Origin of the sequence: Sediminicola sp. 1XM1-17 (assembly GCF_037203765.1) — a bacterium.
Classification (GTDB): Bacteria; Bacteroidota; Bacteroidia; order Flavobacteriales; family Flavobacteriaceae; genus Sediminicola.
Window position 1 is genome coordinate 1 of the sequence record NZ_JBBCAS010000001.1, and the last position, 22,189, is coordinate 22,189.

The 22,189-nt window shown below is 43.0% G+C and carries 17 protein-coding genes; 8 read left to right on the top strand and 9 right to left on the bottom strand.

The annotated features are described in order from the left end of the window. Positions 1 to 282: 282 nt before the first annotated feature. Entirely contained in the window at positions 283 to 1,383 is a 1,101-nt protein-coding gene (locus WAA86_RS00005; protein ID WP_337298910.1) for a DUF4407 domain-containing protein, read from the top strand. A 63-nt stretch (positions 1,384 to 1,446) separates the two neighbouring features. Here the strand turns inward: WAA86_RS00005 and WAA86_RS00010 are convergent, their stop codons facing one another. Further along, positions 1,447 to 1,584 (bottom strand): hypothetical protein, encoded by a 138-nt coding sequence (locus tag WAA86_RS00010; protein WP_337298911.1) that lies wholly within the window; start codon positions 1,582 to 1,584, stop codon positions 1,447 to 1,449. 267 nt (positions 1,585 to 1,851) lie between these two features. Continuing rightward, positions 1,852 to 2,658, bottom strand: coding sequence for an energy transducer TonB (locus WAA86_RS00015; protein WP_337298912.1), 807 nt, complete (start codon positions 2,656 to 2,658; stop codon positions 1,852 to 1,854). Positions 2,659 to 2,792: 134 nt separating this feature from the next. Here WAA86_RS00015 and WAA86_RS00020 point away from each other — a divergent pair, with 134 nt between their 5' ends. Then, positions 2,793 to 3,656 carry a winged helix-turn-helix domain-containing protein gene (locus WAA86_RS00020; protein ID WP_337298913.1) on the top strand — a complete coding sequence of 288 codons (864 nt, stop codon included), beginning with the start codon at positions 2,793 to 2,795 and terminating at the stop codon, positions 3,654 to 3,656. A gap of 157 nt (positions 3,657 to 3,813) precedes the next feature. On the opposite strand, the gene WAA86_RS00025 is transcribed toward WAA86_RS00020, so the two are convergent. Beyond that, positions 3,814 to 5,466: a solute:sodium symporter family transporter gene (locus WAA86_RS00025; RefSeq protein WP_337298914.1), complete on the bottom strand. Its 1,653-nt coding sequence runs from the start codon at positions 5,464 to 5,466 to the stop codon at positions 3,814 to 3,816. Positions 5,467 to 5,761: 295 nt separating this feature from the next. On the opposite strand from WAA86_RS00025, the gene WAA86_RS00030 reads away from it, so the two are divergent. Then, the gene (locus WAA86_RS00030) at positions 5,762 to 6,622 is read left to right on the top strand and encodes a hypothetical protein (RefSeq protein WP_337298915.1); all 861 of its coding nucleotides are present in this window, start codon (positions 5,762 to 5,764) and stop codon (positions 6,620 to 6,622) included. A gap of 21 nt (positions 6,623 to 6,643) precedes the next feature. On the opposite strand, the gene WAA86_RS00035 is transcribed toward WAA86_RS00030, so the two are convergent. Continuing rightward, on the bottom strand, positions 6,644 to 10,357 hold the full coding sequence (locus tag WAA86_RS00035; RefSeq protein WP_337298916.1) for a metallophosphoesterase: 3,714 nt from the start codon (positions 10,355 to 10,357) through the stop codon (positions 6,644 to 6,646). 55 nt (positions 10,358 to 10,412) lie between these two features. On the opposite strand from WAA86_RS00035, the gene WAA86_RS00040 reads away from it, so the two are divergent. After that, positions 10,413 to 11,615: a Pycsar system effector family protein gene (locus tag WAA86_RS00040; RefSeq protein ID WP_337298917.1), complete on the top strand. Its 1,203-nt coding sequence runs from the start codon at positions 10,413 to 10,415 to the stop codon at positions 11,613 to 11,615. 49 nt (positions 11,616 to 11,664) lie between these two features. Then, on the top strand, positions 11,665 to 12,078 hold the full coding sequence (locus tag WAA86_RS00045) for a DUF6855 family protein (protein WP_337298918.1): 414 nt from the start codon (positions 11,665 to 11,667) through the stop codon (positions 12,076 to 12,078). A 112-nt stretch (positions 12,079 to 12,190) separates the two neighbouring features. Here the strand turns inward: WAA86_RS00045 and WAA86_RS00050 are convergent, their stop codons facing one another. Next, positions 12,191 to 14,581 carry a GAF domain-containing protein gene (locus tag WAA86_RS00050; protein WP_337298919.1) on the bottom strand — a complete coding sequence of 797 codons (2,391 nt, stop codon included), beginning with the start codon at positions 14,579 to 14,581 and terminating at the stop codon, positions 12,191 to 12,193. A 95-nt stretch (positions 14,582 to 14,676) separates the two neighbouring features. Between WAA86_RS00050 and WAA86_RS00055 the strand changes: the two genes are divergently transcribed. Continuing rightward, positions 14,677 to 15,582 carry a serine/threonine protein phosphatase gene (locus WAA86_RS00055; RefSeq protein WP_337298920.1) on the top strand — a complete coding sequence of 302 codons (906 nt, stop codon included), beginning with the start codon at positions 14,677 to 14,679 and terminating at the stop codon, positions 15,580 to 15,582. Between the two features lie 121 nt (positions 15,583 to 15,703). Here the strand turns inward: WAA86_RS00055 and WAA86_RS00060 are convergent, their stop codons facing one another. The 3 genes from WAA86_RS00060 to WAA86_RS00070 all read right to left on the bottom strand — a co-directional run bounded on the left by WAA86_RS00060 (position 15,704) and on the right by WAA86_RS00070 (position 17,878). Beyond that, a complete protein-coding gene (locus WAA86_RS00060; RefSeq protein WP_337298921.1) occupies positions 15,704 to 16,117 on the bottom strand; it encodes a hypothetical protein in 414 nt (137 codons plus the stop codon). 115 nt (positions 16,118 to 16,232) lie between these two features. Next, complete coding sequence (locus WAA86_RS00065) at positions 16,233 to 16,964, bottom strand: energy transducer TonB (RefSeq protein WP_337298922.1); 732 nt, start codon at positions 16,962 to 16,964, stop codon at positions 16,233 to 16,235. Between the two features lie 170 nt (positions 16,965 to 17,134). Beyond that, entirely contained in the window at positions 17,135 to 17,878 is a 744-nt protein-coding gene (locus WAA86_RS00070) for a slipin family protein (protein WP_337298923.1), read from the bottom strand. A gap of 489 nt (positions 17,879 to 18,367) precedes the next feature. On the opposite strand from WAA86_RS00070, the gene WAA86_RS00075 reads away from it, so the two are divergent. Together WAA86_RS00075 and WAA86_RS00080 are read left to right on the top strand one after the other, a co-directional pair. Then, positions 18,368 to 19,015: a hypothetical protein gene (locus WAA86_RS00075; RefSeq protein ID WP_337298924.1), complete on the top strand. Its 648-nt coding sequence runs from the start codon at positions 18,368 to 18,370 to the stop codon at positions 19,013 to 19,015. Positions 19,016 to 19,190: 175 nt separating this feature from the next. Continuing rightward, on the top strand, positions 19,191 to 19,820 hold the full coding sequence (locus WAA86_RS00080) for an SGNH/GDSL hydrolase family protein (protein WP_337298925.1): 630 nt from the start codon (positions 19,191 to 19,193) through the stop codon (positions 19,818 to 19,820). Between the two features lie 19 nt (positions 19,821 to 19,839). Here WAA86_RS00080 and WAA86_RS00085 read toward each other — a convergent pair whose 3' ends face one another. Continuing rightward, on the bottom strand, positions 19,840 to 22,014 hold the full coding sequence (locus tag WAA86_RS00085; RefSeq protein WP_337298926.1) for an acylase: 2,175 nt from the start codon (positions 22,012 to 22,014) through the stop codon (positions 19,840 to 19,842). Between the last annotated feature and the right edge of the window lie 175 nt (positions 22,015 to 22,189).

Here is a 22,189-nt window from a genome sequence, read left to right on the forward strand (position 1 = left end):
GTCGAAACCTCATTGACAGCAACATCCAAAATACCTCTCGACTCCGCTCGAGATGACATTGGGAAGTACGACCTCTCAACTCCGCTCGAGGGGACAACCATCGGGGTTAGGTGCGGTAGAAACCTAAATAAACAATAATCAGAAACCACTCAGCACCAACCAAGGGGCCACAAAAAACCATTACAAACGTTAAAGCCTTCATTTTGAGGGCTTTTTTCGTAACAAAAAGCGATATTTACCGTCCAATACCCATTATATCATCAATCAAATCTATTCATCATCATGTTACTACGTTTTTTTATTCGCTGCTCCGGAGCAGATGCCTCTATTCTAAGCACGTGCTCCCCAGGGGAACAAAATAAGTATGCCGGCATCGGCGCCACCGTTTTTTTTACCGCCGTTATGGCGTTTATCGCAGGCAGCTATGCCCTCTATACCGTTTTTGACAATTATTATTCCGCCATTTTTTTCGGCCTTATTTGGGGTCTGCTCATCTTCAACCTAGACCGCTATATTGTCTCCACCATCAAAAAAAATGGGAGGCCCTGGAGCGAGTTCTTTCAGGCGACCCCTAGGATCCTGTTGGCCGTGATCATCGCCGTGGTCATTTCCAAGCCCCTGGAAATGAAAATCTTTGAGAAAGAGATCAACCAGGTCCTCTTGGAACAAAAAAATGAACTGACCCTGGCCAACAAGGATCAGATTGCCCTACAGTACAATCCCAAAATAGAAGAGTTAAGACAGAACATATCCAACTTAAAAGAAGAAGTGGCTCTAAAGGAAACAGAGACCAACGCCCTGTACGACACCTATATTTCCGAAGCCGAAGGTACCGCGGGCACCAAACTACTGGGCAAAGGGCCGGTGTACCAGGAAAAAAGGGAAAAACACGATGCCGCCCTTGCGGAACTACAACAACTCAAACAGGACAATGCCAAAAAAATCAGTGATCTGGAAACCCAGATCGGTGGCCTGCAGACCGCCTACAAAGCACAGGTAAGTGGGTCCCAGCCCATCATTGACAGCTTCGACGGACTCATGGCACGTATTGGCGCCCTGGACAAACTCCCCTGGTTTCCTTCATTTTTTATATTTCTATTGTTCTTGGCCATCGAGACCTCCCCCATCATCGTAAAACTACTGTCACCCAGAGGGCCTTACGATTTTAAACTGGAAGATGAGGAAAGTGTCGTTAGGACATGGGCGAGTCAAAAAGTAATGGAACGCGAGCTGCTCTTCAGTACCGATGCCTCCATTAACCAAAAGGTCTACGACGATCTTTCCAAGGAAGAGGAAATCTACAGGTACAAAAAGAAAAAGGCGGAGGAGCTCCTGAAGCTACAGGCAGATGCATTTCATAAATTGCAGGTAAAAAACCTATAGGCCATTTACATATCGGTACAGCAGCATGGTGATCCAGTGACTGTTATGAAAAAGTCCGGCGCATCACCCTATTGGTGTGACCGTACTGAGCACCAAAGCCTCATGGGTGATAAAAACATCACAAATGCGATACCTTTTTGTGGGATGTCCGTCTATCTCTAAATAACCTGAATATCTTTTTTGTTTCTTACCATTTTTCATTGTGAATCTGTTTTTGATTATACCCAAAAATACTGAGCTTGGTAAACTTAAAATTTCAACTTAAGTTGAGTTGCCTTCATCTGTAGGCCAACGGTCATTTGCACAAGACAACTCCTCAGGTGACTGCATTGGTTCCTATCCAATAAAAAACCGCCAGGATTATCCTGACGGTTTTTTTATGACTCCTACACCAACTTAACTGATGCTGGTATTGTGATGATCCAAACTACGATCTTAAAGTGACATTTTGAACACGTAGCTGTTTAATTAACACCCCATCAATCCAAAAGAAAGCACCAATTCTTGATCTACTTTTTCTCCTTTTGTATTTACAGCAGGATGCCATTTGCCAAGTGTCTGCTTAATTAGTTCTATCATCCTCTGATCCACTTCAGGAAAATTTGATGAACTATCCAGGGCAACATTTTCTATCGTTCCATTTTTTGTTACCGTAAAATAAAGCCTTGCAGATTTTAATTTGTCCTCTACTACATTAACCCAACTTACTTTGCTGTTTTCTCTGAGAAATTCCATTAGGGCATCCTTCCCATGGACATATACTGCTTGCTTTTCAGGAACAATCGTTAGGTGAGGCGTCCAATAACTATTTTCCAATTCTCCTGTATGGCTATTTTTCTGCATTACATCAGCTCGTATCTTAAGGTTGGTGGAATAATCGGACCTCTTTAGGAGATTTAACTGAGCGGAAGTTAATTCACCACTGTTACCAGATTCGCGAGTATTTGATTCCTTGTCATTTTCAATAACAATAACCTCCACAAATTTGTATGTCACAATCTTTTTGGCATCATCGTCATCTATCAAATCGGAAAAGGAAGTGACCTTATTTAGATCTTCCTTTTTAATGGGACCGAACCTTGTCCCCACATCGTAAATATAATCTGCAAAGTACCTAAAGTCCATATGCTGGGATGGACTCTGATTACTGGCTAAGTTTAAATTGTCTGGGATGCTTACTTTATTTGATTCTGAAGTAGATCTGTTCACAAACCCAAAAGCCATTAAACCCAGGATTAGTATTGAGACACATAATACAGGATTGTTCTTTTTCATAACTATGATTTTTAGGATTTACTAGGCACCAAATCTATGATGAAATGAACCTTTCGTAACCCTATCAAATGTAAATTATTGTAAATCTTATGTAAAACATTCTACAATGTCAGTTAATCGAATAGTTTTGTAACATGCACCCAAAGAATTTTAAAATCTTAGGTTTCAGTTTTGTCTTGCTCTTGCTGTTCATCACCAGTTCCAATGCCCAAGACACCACTGATGACAAACAGATTGTAGTGTCTTTGAGAATGATAGGACATCAAATCCTACTCAAATCAAAAGACAGTACCTCTCGTGTGTTGCCCATATTAAAAGAAAATGGTTCCTATAGAATCCGATTTGAAAATGAGTTTCAGTTCAACCCTGAAGAACTGGTTTCCACTATTGATAGCATTTTTAACGAAACAGGATTGGCCAATAGCTATATCGTGGAGATGGATGAATGCGAGACCCAGGAGGTGATCTATAGTTTCATGGTGGACGAGATCACAAAATCGGACATCATCCCGTGCAAAGAAAGAATACAACCTAAATCCTGTTATAGCCTTTTATTTACTTTAATAAAACCCAACAAGCCAGCCCCGGAGACAAGTCAGTTCAATATTATAATAGTTCTTGTTGCCCTACTCTTATTACTGATTGCTTCGGTTCTATTTTTTCTATGGCGAAGAAGGAAAACACCTAAGAACGACCCAAATTTAATCTCTTTGGGGGCATACCATTTTGATAAACGCAATACAGAACTAATAATTGAACATCAAAAAATAGAATTAACCGGTAAAGAGGCAGATCTTCTTCTTTTACTTTACAGCGCTGCCAACAAAACAGTGGAACGAGAGGTTATTCTTAATATGGTCTGGGGAGATGAAGGGGATTATGTGGGAAGAACCCTGGATGTTTTTATTTCAAAATTGAGGAAAAAACTAGAATTTGATTCCAAAGTGAAAATCGTCAATATCCGTGGGGTAGGCTACAAACTCGTAATGGATATTTAGCGCAATGAACAAGCCGCTCTACAGGCCACCGGTCCTTTACGCAAGGCAACACCTTAGCGGACATTATTAATTGCTATAAAAAAAGCCATCAGGGTTTTCCTGATGGCTTTTCTATATCTTCCATACCACTTCACTGATGCTGAAATTGTGGTAATCCTTACTTCGCAAAGTAGATATAAATACTGACCACTATGGCGATGATGGCAAAACCAACCACCTTGATGTGCTTGTATGGCACAATATCAACCTGTTTGGTATATTCCAATTCAAAGGGAGTTGCCCTAGGTTTAAAATAACCTATGATCAACATAATAATCATATTGGCCACAAAAAGTATGGCCATGATGTGCAAATAATGTGGATAGGCATCCGCTTCCACCAGACCAAGGGCCGCAGGGTCGGTAACCCCTGAAGCTTTTGCTGCCTCTACAGCACTCTCCCTCATATTTGGACCAAGCCAAAACTGGCTGATGATATATAATATGGAACCGGAGAAAATCCCAATCTTGGCCGCAATAGCGGGAACACGTTTTGTTAAGTATCCTACAACGATAATGGTAAATATGGGGATACTATAGATCCCGTTTATTTCTTGGAGATAGCCAAAAAGACTACCCGCATTGGCAATCAATGGCGCAATAAACATGGCCGCGAAAGCCAAGATGACCCCAAAAATCTTCCCGTATTTTACGATGGTCTTCTCTGAAGCTGCTTTATTGATATGCTGTTGGTAGATATCGATACCAAACAAGGTAACAGAACTGTTGAGCACACTATTGAAGGAACTCAGGATAGCGCCAAAAAGTACAGCCGCAAAGAATCCTACCAAAGGCTTTGGCAGAACGGCCCGCACCAATTCTGGATAAGCCAGATCACTGGAGGCAAGTCCGCCCTCAAAATAATGATAGGCTATCATTCCCGGCAAAACCAAAATTAACGGCCCCAATATTTTAAAGAAGGCCGCCAATAACAATCCCTTTTGTCCTTCGGCCAAGTTCTTGGCCCCCAAAGCACGTTGGATGATCTGTTGGTTGGTTCCCCAATAGAACAATTGTACCAACATCATCCCCGTAAATATGGTGGAAAATGGTACTTCCTGACCTGTATTACCCGTAGAATCGAATCGTTCTGGTTCCGTGGACATTAAGATATCCAGTCCCCCAAAAACACTTCCGTCCCCAATGGCCATCAATCCAAAAATGGGAATTAGAAATCCACCAGCGAGCAGGCCTATCGCATTGATTGAATCTGAAACGGCAACTGCCTTTAAGCCCCCAAATACGGCATATATGGAACCTATGATCCCAATACCCCAAATACAGATGACTAGGGCTGTTGAATCTGAAACACCCAATAAGGTGGGGACATCGAACATCCCACTGACGGCTACCGAACCCGAATAAAGGATCACAGGCAATAAAACAACAACATAACCGGTCAAAAAGAGTCCCGAAGTGATGGTTTTTGTGGCAACATCGAACCTTTTGGCCAAAAATTGGGGCACGGTGGTCAGTCCCCCTTTAAGGTACCTCGGCAATAAAAATGCTGCGGTAACAACCATGGCAATGGCCGCCAAGGTCTCCCATGCCATAACGGACAGTCCGTCCTTATAGGCACTTCCGTTTAAGCCAACTATTTGTTCAGTGGAAAGATTGGTCAACAACAGGGATCCGGCAATTACGCCGGCCGTTAAGCTCCTCCCTCCCAAAAAGTAACCATCAGATGAATTTTCATCCGTTTTCCTTGTGGCAAAATAGGCGATTATACCTACCAATGCAGTAAAGCCAACAAAAGATAATATTCCTATCATAAGTATGAGTTAATTTAAGTGGTTTGATTAGTTCGCATAAATATATTGGATTTTTTACACATATGATGGTTTACTTTGGAAGTATCTGGAATAATCACAGTATGCCACAACTCCCTGATACACCTCACCTTGCACGTGGAGAATCAGGATCAATGTCGGGTTTCGCCAACTTTGGCACCTTGGAACTACTAAAGAATTCCTATTTTTTGATAAAAAGACGTTAAATAGCCCCCTTTGAAGCGGTTTCCCTTGAAGCCTCACAAAAATTATCCTAGCTTTGAGAGTAAAAGCCTGCATGTCGAGATATTTAGCCCTTTTCCTCATAGTTTTACTAACCAGCTGTTCCAATTACGGACAGTTGACCTTTGTGACCAAACTACCCTCTAAAATTAGTGAAAGCTCCGGTGTGGTACAGTTGAACAATTCCACTTTTTGGTCTGTAGAGGACCATGGCAATAAGGATGAGATCTACCAAGTAGATTTTGAAGGGAATCTGGTCAAGGAACTGGAAGTGAAGAATGCCAAAAATGAGGATTGGGAAGACCTCACCAAAGATCCCCAGGGCAACGTTTATATTGCAGATACGGGTAACAACAATAGAAAGCGCAAAGACCTTACCATCTACAAGATCCCGAACCCGGATATTGAACCTGGAGATAAGATTGACGCTGAAAAAATTGATTTTTACTTTTCCGACCAACAAAATTTTACACCCAAAGAAGAGGAATTGCAGTATGACTGCGAGGCTATATTCTATCACAAATCCTTTATCTATCTGATCACTAAAAACCGAAGAAAACCTTTCAATGGTGAAGCGAGAATTTATAAGGTACCGGCGGAAAAAGGCAATTACAAGGCCGAATTTGTAGGTTCTTTCGAGACCTGTGAAGAGCCCAATACCTGTATCGTGACCTCAGCGGATATTTCCCCGGATGGCACCAAAATAGTCCTTTTGGGCTATGGAAAATTATGGGTGTTTACCAATTTTACATGGGACAATTTTGCCCAGGGCACCATGGAGACCATAGCACTAGGGGCAACTACGCAATTAGAGGCTGTGGCCTTTAAGCCCAATTCCAATACCTCCTTGCTTCTTACCGATGAGGAAAGGGCAGGAACAGGACAAAATGTATATTCCTTTGAGCTGAAGGAATAAGTTTTGCCTTAACCTATTTGGTTAAAAGCCAAATCCGAGACCAAAAGACAGTCGTGGGCCTTCCTCGCTATAAAACAGGGCCAAATTAAAGGACATCAGATCCGCAGCATTCAGAAAGAAACCCCCACCATAAGAGGTGTGCCAGATATTGGAACTGTCACCCGGCTGCCACACCCTACCATAGTCGAACCCACCGTACATACCCAGGGACATGGGCAATATCCCGGTTCTCATTTTGCGCAACCTCAGCCTTAGGTCCGTATTCTGGTAGTAGGCCGTCTTACCAACAAAACGCTGATTCCTAAAGCCCCTCGGCCCATCGTTGGCCCCGATACTGGCGCCCTGATAGAACTCATATCCATTTCCTATATTGAAATGTGCCTTCCATTTGGTCGCCAATACAAGTTTGCCATTGGGAATGACCTTATGATCCAAGGAAAGACTGGGTACAATATACCCAAAACTTTCTCCATCCCCAGTGGCGCTCACCTTATAGCCGACCTCCAAAGAGGATGCCATACCCAGGGTTGGGAAGGCCGTATTATCTACATTGGAGTAATCATACATCGCATTGATCCCAAAAAACTGCTTGTTGTTCTCTTCGCCATTGGCCACATAGAAGGTATTTATAAAACGGTCCGCGGTTTCTTCCACCACTACCTGTTCATAAGATATCCCCGTTCTTAAACTGGCACCTAACTGCCCCCTCCAGACCAAGGATGGTGCAAAACTTAAATTCTTTAGGCGAACCCTGTTATAATCGAGTTCCAGGTCATCATCAAAATTCTCCGTCTCGTTCCCGAAACCAAAGAAATTGACACTGAAATTGGGACTGGTGAACCGGGCATCAAGGGCAAGGTTCCAATTCTCAAAAACGTGTGCAAATTCCCCGGTGTAATGAAGATCAAAACCACTGGTGCCAAAATAATACCCGGCATTAAATGTATGCTGGCTGGTAAATGGGTTTTGTCTCAATTTATAAACGGTATAGGTATTGCTGACGCCAAGTTTTAATCCATCGTCCGGATTAAACCCTGCGGTGGGCACCAATTGGTTCTGTTTTTTGATCAATTTTAAGGGTTGATAGGTATTGGTCTCATACTCATCGGTAAGTTTGATTTTTGCCCCTCCCGCATTGTCAATTTTGTTTTCTTTGGACTTGTAATCGTAGATGGCAATATTGGTACTGTTACCAATGTTATAGGTGTCCGTGCCATTACCGCCTATCAATTTTATGGTTATTGCTGAATCCCCATCACCTGTGGTAACAAATTGATCCCCATCGTTGAGACCATAGATCCATATTTCTTTGGTAACCCGGCGATCAAAAACCTTATTAAAAAAGAGCTTTTCCTTCTCTCCCTTGATAATACGGTAAGCCTTGACCTCCACATTACCATTGGCCTGTACGTCAATATCGAACCAATCATCCTTGTCGGTCCCCGTCACCACCGTAAGTTTGCTCAAGGCCTTGTAATAATCATCCGCAATTTGGGGCAGCGATTCCAATCGGGCCAACATGATCTTCTTTATCTTACCCAAGGTTTCATCCTGCACCTCTTTGGGGAACATGGCCAGGGATTCATCAATTACCTCTTCTGTAATGCTATTTTGCAATATTTGAACCTGTTGATCCCATTGGTCCTTGACCGTGGCATTGAGCAGGGTCATATCCAATGAAAAAGGATTGGAATTAAAGGTTTTCACATTGCGTATGTTCTCATTAAAGCCCTCCATGAGCTTCAAGGAAGGGATGAGCCTGGTGGAAATATTCATCAATAGGCCATCACCCATAATGGAAAACACCTGATCCCGATCTCTTGGAATGGGGCGGTATAATACCTTATCCGGAATCTCGTCCTTGAATTCAGCCCATCGCCACTGGTCCATATGACGGTCCCAATCCCCAATGACCATATCAAAGAGCCTTGCCCTGATATACATATCCGTATCCACAATATACTTCTCATCGGACCTCAGCTTCTCCAAAAGATCATAGGTACTTTCAATATCCTTGGCATTACCAAAGCTTTCCAAGCCATCGTGTCCTTCCGAGACATGCTCTTCAATCATATAGAGTTCATCACCGAACTCTGTATTGAAATCTTCCAGGGCCGGTTGCTTGGGCACATAGAACAACTTTGGATTGGTGTGATATATCTGGGCCGCGTCTGAAAGAATCCCCATGGTAAATGGAGCATAGGGATGGGCACCTGTATAAAAATCTTCCAAAAGACCCTCGGTATACGTTTCTTCAAATTCCCCAATAATGTACTGGTCCTTGAAGGCCATGGCCTGTAGATAGCGCTCCGCTTCTTTTCTCAGGGCACGCATCACATATTCCTTTCCACTCTTATGGCCTAAGCGCAAGGACTTGGACTGATGCCCCCCTCCTTTACGGATAGGGGTAAGACCTCCGTACAAGGTATCCAATTCTACGGTTCGGGCTTTTATTTTCGTCCCATAATATTTCCTATAACGCTCTCCCCATATCGCTTTAAAAAAAGCACTTTTCTCCACTTCTTTTTCGGTATATATGGAAGCCTGTACCTCTATTGGAAATTGATCGGGATATTTGTTTTCATTTACGGTAGTATCCCTTGTATAAATGCCCGTTGTAAATAGAAATTCCTCCTTTGTACTGTCCTTGGGATCCACACCATAGTAACGGACCCGAGAAGAACCATCTTTATAGACCTCCAAAATGGCATAACCCATACGCCCGGTTGAAAACTTACTGCCGTTCAATAAATTGGTGGCACCTTTTTTGGCACCAGACCCGCTGACTATCTGTGGCACGTTTTCCTCCACAATATATTGTAGGGAATGTTCATGGCCCGAGGCAACAATGACCTTTTCCGAATAATTGGCCAATGTAACAATCCTATTGATCAGCTCACGATATCTTTTGTTCTGCATGTCCTCTACGGACGCACCGGCAGTCTTTCTAAACAGGTTCACCAAGGTTCCCAAGACCGGAAGTGGACCTACCTTACTTTTGGGATAAAATTGTTGGTACAAGGTATATTGCCCGCCATGAGGCCCATAGCTGAACATAGGGTGGTGCATGGCCAATATGATCGTTTTTCCGGCATTTTTCTTGATCTCATCCTCCAATTCCCCAAAAAATTTCTCCCTGCTGTTTATTTCACAGTCCTCGTTCATGGATGGCCTTTTGTTCCAATTGGTCAGGTACCATTCCGTATCCATAGTGATCATCACGACCTCCTCATTGATATCTACCGTTTCTAGGGGACACCCATCTTCCGGTAAGAAGGAATCCTTTCTGTCCAGGGTAATTTCAACATACCGTTCCTGTCTTTTCAGCCCTCTTAACCCTTCTGTGTACCAATCATGGTTACCGGGAATAAAAATCACCCGCCCCGGGTAATCCTTTACCGTGTTCAATTGGGCGTCCAAATGGTTTTTGGCATTAAAATAAGCTACCGTGGAATCCTTGGGATTTGGTAGACCGGCAGGATAGATGTTATCCCCTAAAAATACCGCCGTACTATTGGTATCGGCCTTTTTTAGTTTCTCCTGAAAAATTTTGAGTGCGGGATTCATTCCACCCATTGGGGAAAGTCCGGCATCACCGATCAAATAAAAAGTATGGGAAATTTCTTTGGTTGTAGGTTTATCCTTGGCGTTTTCAATATTGACATATTTTGCCTCGTATGTAGCACAATTCACAAACATTAGAAGAAACGCAATAAGGACAAAATGTTTACTCATACCAATCAAAGTTAAAGATTTTAATTTTGTAATTTAGGGACCGTAAAAGTGATCTATGTCAAACATACTTAAGGATACCGAAGACTTTGTTACCAATTTGCTGAACGAGCAATTGTCGTCCGATTATTTATACCATAACCTACGGCATACCCAAAGAGTCGTTAAAAATACTAAAGAATTACTGGACGCCTATGACTTGAATGATAAAGAAAATGAAGCAATTGAGTTGGCGGCTTGGCTTCATGACACCGGTTATACCCAGGGGTCCATGGATCATGAGGAAAAAAGTTGCGCGATTGCCAAAAAATATCTCCAAGAGCAAAACTATGACGAAAAAGGGATAGAGGAGATCTGTAGACTGATCATGGCCACAAAACGCTTTTATACCCCAAAAGATCTGGCAGAGGAGATCATTAAGGATGCCGATTCCTCCCACCTGTCCAGCAAATCGTATATCGCCACTTCAGAATTGTTGCGTGAGGAACTTTCAAAATTGGATATCGTCCACTATTCCATTAAGGACTGGAGAAAGGAAAATATTAAAATGTTCCGCACGGAACACCGCTTCTACACAGATTACGCCCAAAAAAATTGGCAAAAACGCAAGGACAAGAACCTTAAAAAAATGGTCAAGGGCAAGAAGTCCGAAAAAAAATTGATCAAAAAGGAGTCCCTCAAAGCAAAACTCAAAAATGAAAGCCCTGATCGTGGAATCCAGACGCTTTTTCGGGTAACCTTAAGAAACCATATTACCCTGAGTGATATTGCCGATACCAAAGCAAATATACTGTTGTCCGTGAATGCCATCATCATCTCTTTGGCCTTGTCCAACCTCATACCCAAATTGGACAACCCTTCCAATGACTATCTGATCTACCCGACCATTATTTTTGTATTGTTCAGTGTGGTATCCATGATCTTGGCGGTTATGGCCACGAGGCCCAACGTAACCCAAGGGGAATTCACCAAAGAAGATGTGGACCAAAAGAGGGTCAACCTGCTGTTCTTTGGAAATTTCCATAAGATGGGGCTAAAAGAATATGAATGGGCCATCAATGAATTGATCAAGGACAGGGATTATATCTACTCTTCCCTGACCAAGGACCTATATTTCCTGGGCTTGGTACTCAATAGAAAATACAAGTTGTTGCGTTGGACCTATACCATATTCATGATAGGTATGGTCCTTTCGGTAATCACATTCTTTATTTTCTTCAAGTATTTTGGACCGGACAGGGCTTTGCCCGTGGTACAATAGGAGCAACTTGGACACCCTACCGACAAAAACAATCATAATTATATCATCCATGAGCTATAAAGAGAGCATCGGGACCAAAGAAAATCCCCTTCATCTAAAAACTCCCCCTCTTTCTTCGGACTACACAATGCATGTAGACCAAAAAGATGGAAAGGAGATATTGGTGTGTACCGTTGGGAAGACCGTGTTACATTACGATATCAGGTGTATCGACGACCTTTACCAGATGCTCAAGGAACATAACGATTGGGTGGACCTTGGAAGCAAGGATGAAAAACAAGAGAGCCAAAAGGGAACTGTTGAACATTGGGGCAGATCTCCCGAAAATCCCATTAGAGGTTGGTATGGTCTAAAAAAGAATTTTAGAGGGCGTTTTGGGATGTATATACCCCCGTTGATGGAAGCTTTGGGCCTTGCGGAAGTGACCCATGAAAAAAGAGGCAATAAAATGAGGGCCAAATAAAAACCTTACTGAACACAGGCATAAATAGACTTGTACCGGTATTAAAACAAAAACCATCAAAAGTATTCCCAGGAATGTTCTTGATGGTTTTTTTATGAGGTTAAATGATCTCTTAAGAATTTATCTCTTCCATTAGGTCATCAAAAGTATAGGTCCTTTCAGATTCTTTCCCTTTGGTATACAGGAACTCTACCCGTATGGCCTTTAATCCGGACACCCCTTGTAGACCTTCCAGTTCCACAATCTCTATATTGTTGGTAAAATAACCTTTAGCCTTTAAAAATTTTATATATCTCAGATATTCCAATTCGTCCTTCTTTTGGGAATAAACGATGCTGAGCTTTCCCTTTTGGGTCAAACGCTCATTGGTACCCTTGATATATGATTTATCGATCCTTTTCTTGATGACCTCATATCTGGCATTATAGGTGCCATCCACATCAAACCGTTTCTCGTCCATTCTAAAACGGATGGACAGGGAGGTATTGTAGACCAGGATCATGGAAGCCACATCCAATTGAACGGGCAATTTTGGCTTAAGGTTGTAATAGCTGTTCTCCATTTCGCACATCACCTGTAACTGCCAAAGTCGAAGATTGTTCAGATAAATAGGATCAAAGTCCCGATCCCCAACGATAGAGTCCCCTATGTACATGTTATGCTCCACCCCATCGGTCTTGTAACGTTCAAAAAAATGTGGGAACATGTTTTGCGCATCCACCTGTTTTTTATCGATGATGGCGGCCAATTTCTTATTGATCAACATGACACTCTCGTCATAATTCCTACGATGGTCGTAATAAGAGTGTGTAGCCCCATCTATATGGGTCTCATAGGTCATGATCATCTTATAAAGTTCCTTATCTTTCTTTTTGAGATGGTTGAAAACAGGGTCTATCTCATTGAGGACAAAATCGAAGATGACCTGCTCACTGGTACTGTCGAGCACCTCTTTGATCTCGTTGATATGGTTGTCTACCCGGAACATGAGCTCCTCATAAATGGGCAACTTCTTTTTCGCCAAGGCCTCTGCCAAAATATCGTTGATCTCCGACAATTGGATAAGCAGGTCACGTTGAATAGCGGTATTCCTTGCCTGTGAAGAGTCCTTTATATCTATTTGTCCGTATAGGGGATAAACATCCTTAAACGCTATTTCCCTAAAAACAGGCTGTAATCCCTGTAAGTCATCCGCGATAAAACGCTTGGCCTCCTGCTTAAACCTCCAATATACGGAAGAGTGCACGGAAGTACATTCGTGCTGTATGACCACATCCACCATATTGGCTTCCTCAGATTTTGATCGCATTACCGCCGAAACGATATAGGGCATCACATCCGATAATTTGGTAGCATTGACGCTATTGAGGGCATTTCTCTTTTCCGAAACCAATTCCAAAACGCCCAACAAGTTTCCTTTGTCCGCGATAGGGGCCATAATAGCGCTCTTGATTCCCTGCTCTTTCAGAGCCGCAAAGAGCCTATTTCCCTTGGTAAGCTTATGGTACATATCCACATCCGCTATGGAGAAAAACGTCTTTTGGTTCAACAACTTGTCAAAGGAGGCTTTGCAAAGCGCTTCCGTACACTTCTCCACATCTACCCCATTGAGGATAAAGCTTTCTATATTGATACCGAAAACCCGTTCAAACTGGTTTTCCTTCGGGTTGTAATTAACAAATCCAACCTTCACATCCGCAACGTTGAAGAGCGATTTAAAGGTGTCCTGTAGGTTTTGGACAAAATTCTCGTTGCCCCTTTTGTTGTTGTCAATCAAGTTCGATTTAATCTCCGAAATGGATTGCTCGGCGGTCACATCAAACATATTCGAAATGACAAATCCTTTGGACAGGAAGCTGTTGGGAGGTATTTTTTCCTTCCACAGTTCCAGATCGTCGAAACGCTCCAAAAGCTCATCCACATCTTGCTGGCTCAATTCCTTGGCGTGCTCCGTTGGAACGATATCCATAAAATCCGCATTGTATAAAATGCGATAGTTTCTTATGATACCGTTTTTATCGGGGATGTCATAAAAAAGTGGCCTTTTGAAATCCAAATGATAACCGTAATAGAAATTTAAAATGACGGTGCAGGTCATGATATAATTCAACTTCTCCGGGTTGTCCCGAATTTCCAAGTTAAAGTCGTCGCCCGCATCGGCAATGATTTTTTTAAATCTTGGGGAGGCATTTAGAATAATATTTTCAAAAGGCAGGGATGCTGCCTTGATCTCATTGGAACCCAGCATATCGGGAAAGGTGTCCTGTAAAATATATTGTATGGTCTCCTGGTTCTTTTTCAAGAGGGACAAATCTGTAAATCCTTCCCGAAGTTCGGGGTAAGGCGCTGCAGCCTTTAAGATGAGCTTCGCCTTGGTGGCACGAATTTCATCTTCACTATTGACCATGGCATCGTAATGCTCCAATAATTTACTGAAGCAGATGACCTGTACCAGTGGTGTTTCCTCTCCTCTTGCCTTTACCATCTTATCTTGGTCTAACATTGGACCCCAAAATTACAAAAATAAAGTCCATTATTTTCTCAAAGGAACTTCCTTACATCCAGGACTTTTTTTGGATATTTATATAAATTTAGTAAATGTCCTCGAATTCTAGATTATCCAGAGCCTATAATAATGCGAAGGTGATTCCCTTTGATGACACCTCCAAGTTTATTCTTTTCAGCGATTGCCACCGGGGTGACAATAGTTTTGCAGATGAATTCGCAAATAATAGGAATATCTATTTCCACGCCCTTAAAACGTACTTCAACAGGGGCTTTCAGTATTGCGAACTTGGGGACGGAGATGAACTTTGGGAGCATATTTCTTTTGAAAATATTTTTGAAGCACACAAAAACATCTATCAATTATTGCGAGATTTCCATTTGGAAAAGCGGCTCCATATGATATGGGGCAACCACGATATGGTCTACAAGGACCCCAAATATGTGAGGGACCACCTCTCCAGCTATTTTGAACCTATAGACAATTGCAATAAGGAATTATTTGAAGGAATCACCTATCACGAGGCCATCATCCTAAAACATGCAGATACGGGACAGGAGCTATTTTTGACCCATGGGCACCAGGCCGATTGGTGGAACTATACCTTTTGGCGCTGGGGCAGATTTTTGGTCCGCATCCTTTGGAAACCGCTTCAGGTCTGGGGAATTGCAGACCCTACCAGCCCTGCAAAGAACTACAAGGAACTGATCAAGGTAGAAAAGCGGATAAAAAAATGGATTTTGGGCCATGGGGAGCAGTTGACCATCTCCGGGCATACCCATCGCCCACGTTTTCCGTCACCTGGTGAGATTCCATTTTTCAACGACGGTAGTTGTGTGCACCCCAGAAGCATTACCGGCCTTGAAATAGAAAATGGGGCCATCTCCCTTATAAAATGGCAAATCGCCACCAAAACCGATGGCACCCTGCAGATAGTCCGAGTTCTCTTGGAAGGTCCACAAAAATTATTGGCCTACAAAAAAGCCAAGACCACCTAGATCACAATCCAGTAAATGGATGTAGACCATAGACCTCAGCTTTATTAAAAGTTCTGAAATACTCAGAGCCAACTATAATTTTTTAGTTTAAAAACCTTCCCTTTGGTAGGGTTCTACGCCTTTAATTGTGCATGGGGCATACCTTTGTGGAGTCCAACATCATCATGCCCTTCATATGAGGGTTGTTCCCCATTTTCCTGCACATCATCCTGCATACAGTAGAATCTTCTTGCATCATGTTCATCATATGCTCCATTACAAGGCCCGCCATTACCGTATCATTGGTGATCTCCGCCTTTATTTCGTTGAGATATATCCTATCCCTCTTTTCTACCAAGATTAGTTTTGCCTCCTCATTGGCTATCATTCTATCCAGGAACTGGCCAACCATTTCATCATCATTGATAATGGCCTCCATGATCTCGACCCGATATGCTTCATTGTTCAGGACTTTCGCAGCATCCCCTTTCTGTCTGCCACAACCAATTAGCAGCAGCACCAGGATCAATCCAGTTATTTTATTAAGACATTCCATTATATTTTCCCATACCATATTGAAAGTGCATAAAACTACTGCTTCGTGAAGAAATCAAAAATGACAATTGTCACACCATCAGATATTTAAACCATGTGATGTAAAAATCCGCTCGTCACCCGTCTTCCAATTTGAAGGTGATGGGCATACTGTAGGGCACCTTTACAGCCCTTCCCCTTTGTTTGCCCGGTGTCATACTCGGCAATTTTGATATGATGCGGTATGCCTCTTTTTCCAGATATGGATGGGGTCCCCGCGTGGCGATATCGGTAATGTTTCCCTTTGGGTCAATGACGAACTGTACGAATACCCTACCCTGTATGCCCAAATCTACGGCCACTTGTGGATAGGTAAAGTTGTTCTTTACGTGCTCCATCACCTTTTTTTGAAAACATTCTTTCTGTTCCTCATTGTCGTAATGATCGGCACAACCGGGAAAAACCGGGACATGTTCTATGATGGCAAAAGGAACTTCCAAGATTTCCTCCTCTTCAATGACCTCTATTTCTTCGACTGTTATAATAGGCTTTTCTATCACCGTTTCCTGACTGGATTCCGTGCTTCTGATCACCGTTTCCTCTATTTCTTTCACATCCTCAACGACCTGAATAATGGCCGGAGCGGCAGGGGGAGCTGGGGGTGGTGGAATTTTAAAGGCTTCTATCACGGGTATATCCTCCTTGGGAGCCTCCAAGATTTCCACAATTCGCTGCTCCTTTACTTCTTTCTTATAGGTCTTAAACTCCAAAGCCCTCCATGTTAAAAAGAGCACCAACGCAAGCCCGATGACAAAATAGAGCCCGCTATTGCGATTTAAGTCCGCCTTTGGATATTTTTTAAGTTTCATGATATTCCTTTTAGCATTGTTTATAGGACAATCACTAACCGCTTCAGCTATCGTTTATATCTTACGGTGGGGCACTTTGTTGCAGTGAGGAATTATAAGTAAGGGGTTGCTTTCAAAGTCCCAGTTCTAATTGGTCTTCAAAAAAATCGTTGGCGGTTATTCAATCATATTTATTTGGTATCCTTTGGCTTTGGGGGCAAAACCTCTTCTGGAAATGGGAAAAGAATGGTAGAATTCTTTTCGGCCGCAATATTGGATAGGGTCTGGTAGAGTCTCAGTTTTATGGCTGAGGGCGACTGGTCTATCAATTTCCCCGCTTCCAATAATTTTCCTGCTGCCTGCTCTTCGGCCAATGCCAGGATGATTCTGGCCCTTCTGGACCTTTCGGCCTCTGCTTGGTTGGCCATCATCCGTTTCATATTCTCCGGCAATTGGATGTCCTTAATTTTTACATCGATTATTTCTATACCCCACTCCTTTGTTTCCAGTTCTACGATGGATTTAATATTCTTTCCCATCTCCTCCCGCTTGGACAAAATAGTATCCAATTCAACCTTACCACATACATCCCGAAGTGCAGCTTGTGACAATTGGGTAATGGCAAACTTATATTCCTCAACTTCCAATACAGCCCGTTCAGGATCTATGATCTTGAAAAACACGACACCATCTATACTACAGGGCACGTTGTCCTCTGTCATGACCTCTTGTGACACTACGTTAAATGTAATCACCCGGATATCTACCATTTGTATGGTCTCCACAAAGGGGATGATCCATCTAAAACCTGGCTGTAGCGTTTTGATGTATTTACCAAACCTGAATTTAATGGCCCTCTTATATTCAAAGACGATCCGAATTCCAGCAAGTAAAAACAATCCAAGAATCAACGCAAACAACACAGGAGGATTCATCTTATTCTTTTTAAAATTGTTAAGCCAATTCTGACCCCTTTCCTGTTTTGAACTAGGCTGAACACAATCCTATTACCTGTCCATTTAAACCCTCAGAAAATTTAGCCAGCTTTTAGGGGGAGTTGTCTATTAAATTTACGAAAATAATACCCCATAACAAAGGAAATCCATACTAATTAACCATGAATTTAACACCCCATATCTCTAAAATCGAAGTACTTACACATTGATTTACACATATTTAACACAAAACAACGGCATACCCTCTTTCAAGGCTCACCTGCCATTCCCTTAGACCCCTTCCAGGAAAAAAAACAAAGAACTCGTTAGAAAACATAGAAATTTTAGGTAAAAATGGTATGTACTTATTTCTCGTTTTGGTACATTTTTCCCAGGGTCCAAACATCTTATTATCGAATTTAACAGCAATTTAAACACCAGTGGCAGGGTATTTGCTATTTTTACTTCATTATTGGCGTATCGGACAACATGATGAAATCTTCTTTTATTCTTGCTTTTATTCTACTGGTGGCCCTCCAAGGATTTGGACAGATAGACGGCACCATAAAGTCGATCAAGATTGAGAACAACGATAAAAACCTGGATATTAAGCCCAGCAATCAAGGTACCGCATTAAAATTTCCATCCGTGCTTGATAATAAGCCGGATTACAACCTGAAGGATTCCCTTTTTGCCAGGAATGTGAAAATGCTTCCCGACACGGAACTTAAACAGGCCGGGTATGATCTTAAGATAGACCCCAAGGTCCGGGAAAAGGAAAGCGCAGATTCCAAGTCGCACTACGGAGACATGTATTTGGGGGACGTAAAGACCAATTCAAAATTTGTCGGTATTGTCTGTAGGGACCATGAATTTGTGGATGGCGATAGGGTAAAAATAATGGCCAACGACCAAGTTGTGGAACCCAACCTATTTTTAACGGCCTCTTTTAAAGGTATTAATATAGATCTTAACAAAGGTTTTAACCGATTGGACTTCGAGGCCCTCAACCAAGGTTCCTCCGGACCCAATACCGCACAGGTAGACGTGTATGACGACAAGGGCAATCTGATCTATTCCAACAGATGGAACCTCTCCACAGGATCCAAGGCCAGTTTGATCATTGTTAAGGATTAAATCAGGACATAGCCAAGTGCCTAGAAAAGGCAGCTTTCTAAACTTCCTGGAGTCCCACAAAACCTCAATATGCTATTCACCGTAACTATATGAAATCACCATAGGTATGCGTCCATTATTTTCATTTTTTATAGGCCTTGTATTTTTAAGCTGCTCTTCAACCGAAGACATTCCTATGGGAAAGCCACCTGTGTCGTCTTCCGCTGCATTTCATTACTTGGCCTTGGGAGACAGTTATACCGTTGGGGAAAGTGTTCCCAACGACCAAAGTTTTCCCGCCCAATTAAGGGACAGCCTACAGGAGACCTTAGATACAGAAATAGGACTTGAGATTATGGCAGTAACCGGCTGGAGGACCGATAACCTGCAAAATGCGGTCAGTAACGGCACCAGAAGATCCACCTATGATTTGGTGACCCTCCTGATAGGGGTGAACAATCAGTTTCAACATAGACCGTTCGGACAATACGAGAAAGAATTCACAGAACTTCTTGAAAAAGCCATTGCCTTGGCCAATGGACAACCTGAAAATGTCCTGGTCGTATCTATCCCCGACTATGCCTTCACTCCTTTCGGACAACAAAGGGACATGGAAAAGATTTCTCGCGAAATAGATGCCTACAATGCCTATGCCGCCTCGGTAGCCGGCAGTGAAGGGGTATCCTTTGTAAACATCACGGATATTACCAGAAAAGGCTTGGAAGACCCTTCCCTGGTAGCCAGTGACGGATTGCATCCGTCAGGAAAAGCCTACCACCAATTCATGGAACGCATTTTCCCCTTGGCATTCCCGTTGTTCAATTAATGAATAGCCTAACAGCCTCCTATTTTTCTCCGGGATGATAGGTCCTTTTGGCCCTTTTTAGGACGTCTTCTTTGTAAAAAGCCACCTCCTTAAAATTTTGGTCGGCATATCGCTGTGCCTGGTCATTGAAATGAGGGGATTTTGGATCCCCGCTCTGTCCACCGGCAAGCATGCTCTTGGCTTTCACCTTTTCTCCAAATTCAACAACGGCCACAAAACTGTTTCCCCTTGTCCCATAGATTTTTTTGGTATTGTTGGCATAACGTGCCCCATAGGCAGCCAACGCACCCCATCGGCCCGAGGCAAAACCAATGGGAATACTCGGAAGGCTATCGTTGAAAGGCTGACGGATATCCCCGTTCAATCTTTGGTATCGGTTTATCTCTCCCCAAGGCGTATTCCAGGTTCCAAAATCGGCTTCCAATTGCGCAATCACCTCCTGAAAGACATCCAAACGCTCCCTGTAGGGAGATTCGGTTCCCAAAAAGTTCATCAATTCCATATCACTCAATCCTTCCGGACTGTTTCCTATCCTTCCGTACAGGGTTCCATAATAATGCGCCAAGGACATGCCTACGGACGATTCTGAAGTCCTGAGGTCCCAATTGCGCAATACGGCAATAGGCTCCGCTAACTTCTGATTTTTGGGGCTGGTTTTGTCATAGGCCTCCACCAATCCAGGAATCAATTTTTCAAAGGCCGGCATATAGGGGTCGTGCGCCAATTTGATGAGGCTGTCCAAAGTATATCCGCTTCTATTGCTCAATAGATCTATGGCATGGACCCCTCTAAAGTTCTCCTGGTCCCTGGACATATAATTCGGATAGTCACTCTTTTTGGGACTATATTCCAATGCTGAAGTAAAAGGGGTGGAATTACAGTTCTGAATCCAGCCATTGGCGGGGTTCAGTACCAGAATATTTTCATCTACGGTATGCAATCCCTGCCAGTCCGTTTTTGGGTTACTGCCGTCCACCGGCTTTGAATAATCAAATATGGTGTCCCTTTTGGGAATAAAATTGCCATGGAAATAGGCGATATTGCCCTCTGCATCGGCATATACCGTATTGTTGGAGGAATTGGTGCGTATATCCATCATTTCCCTAAAGCCTTTGTAGCCGTCTTGTTTGGAACGGATATAGGATTGCTCCAAGGCTTTGACCGGGTTCCACATCATGGCCGAAGCCACCCATTGGTTCTCTGCCTTATGGGTAATGGGACCGTGGTGGGTGCGATAGGCCGGGAAGGATTTTTCCTTAAGGGAATCCCCCTCCTTGTATTTCAACACTATTTCTGAAGTCTCCACCGGCCGCATCTCTTCCCCATAACCATACATCAATTTTCCGTCCAATTCCATAATGTTCTCCTTGAACTCATCCATGATATCGGTATAGGTAGAGGTATGCATCCATCCCGTTTTTTCATTGAATCCCTGGTAGACAAAAAACTGCCCCCAGGTGACCGCCCCATAGGCGTTGAGCCCCTCTTCACTGACCACATGTACTTCTCCCCTAAAATAAAAGGAGGTATGGGGATTGATGAGCAGCATGGCGTTCCCGGATTGGGTCAATTCCCCAGATATAGCAATTCCATTGGACCCCTGTGGCTCCAGTTCGGCCTCCTTTTTCTTGGCTTCCATTTCCCTAAACTCCGGTACGGACATATCCCCCTCGTAAAAGGCCTGAATTTTTTCCGTTGAGATCTGTTCTATGTCACCTCCAATCGATCCCTCGCTGAAATACATGGGCATCCAGGGCTCAAAGCGGGTCAACAATCTGGGCTTTACCTCCGGATGGGTATGTAGGTAATAGTTGATACCATCCGCAAAGGCATTGCACAATTCCTTCAACCACTCCGGACTGTTCTCGTAATTGGCCTTGGCCTCTTCTTCGGTCATGAAAAGCTTTGCCCGAAGATCACTGTACAGGGCCTCTTCCCCTTCCACCTCGGCCAAACGGCCCGTGGCCCATATATAATTTTGTTCCACCCGGTTAAAATCGTCCTCACACTGGGCATACAACAAGCCAAAAACAGCATCGGCATCGGTCTTTCCATAAATATGGGGCACACCAAAGTCGTCACGAATTATGGTAGTATTGTCCGCAAAGACCTGCCAACGCTCCTCTTCTGTTTGTGATGTGTTGGAGGTACAGGCTACAAAGGCCATCAAAATACAAACGTATAATAGTCTCATGGGTAGTTAGGTTTATGGTGTTCTATTTTACTTTGGAGAAAATTTTGAAACTGATCTCCCAAGGAATTTTCGCTTAACGGTATGAAAATAATCGACTTGCCATTGAAATACTAATTTAAACTTAAAAATTTCCTATCCAGAGCTACTTAGGATGCCATTACCTTAAATTATGGTA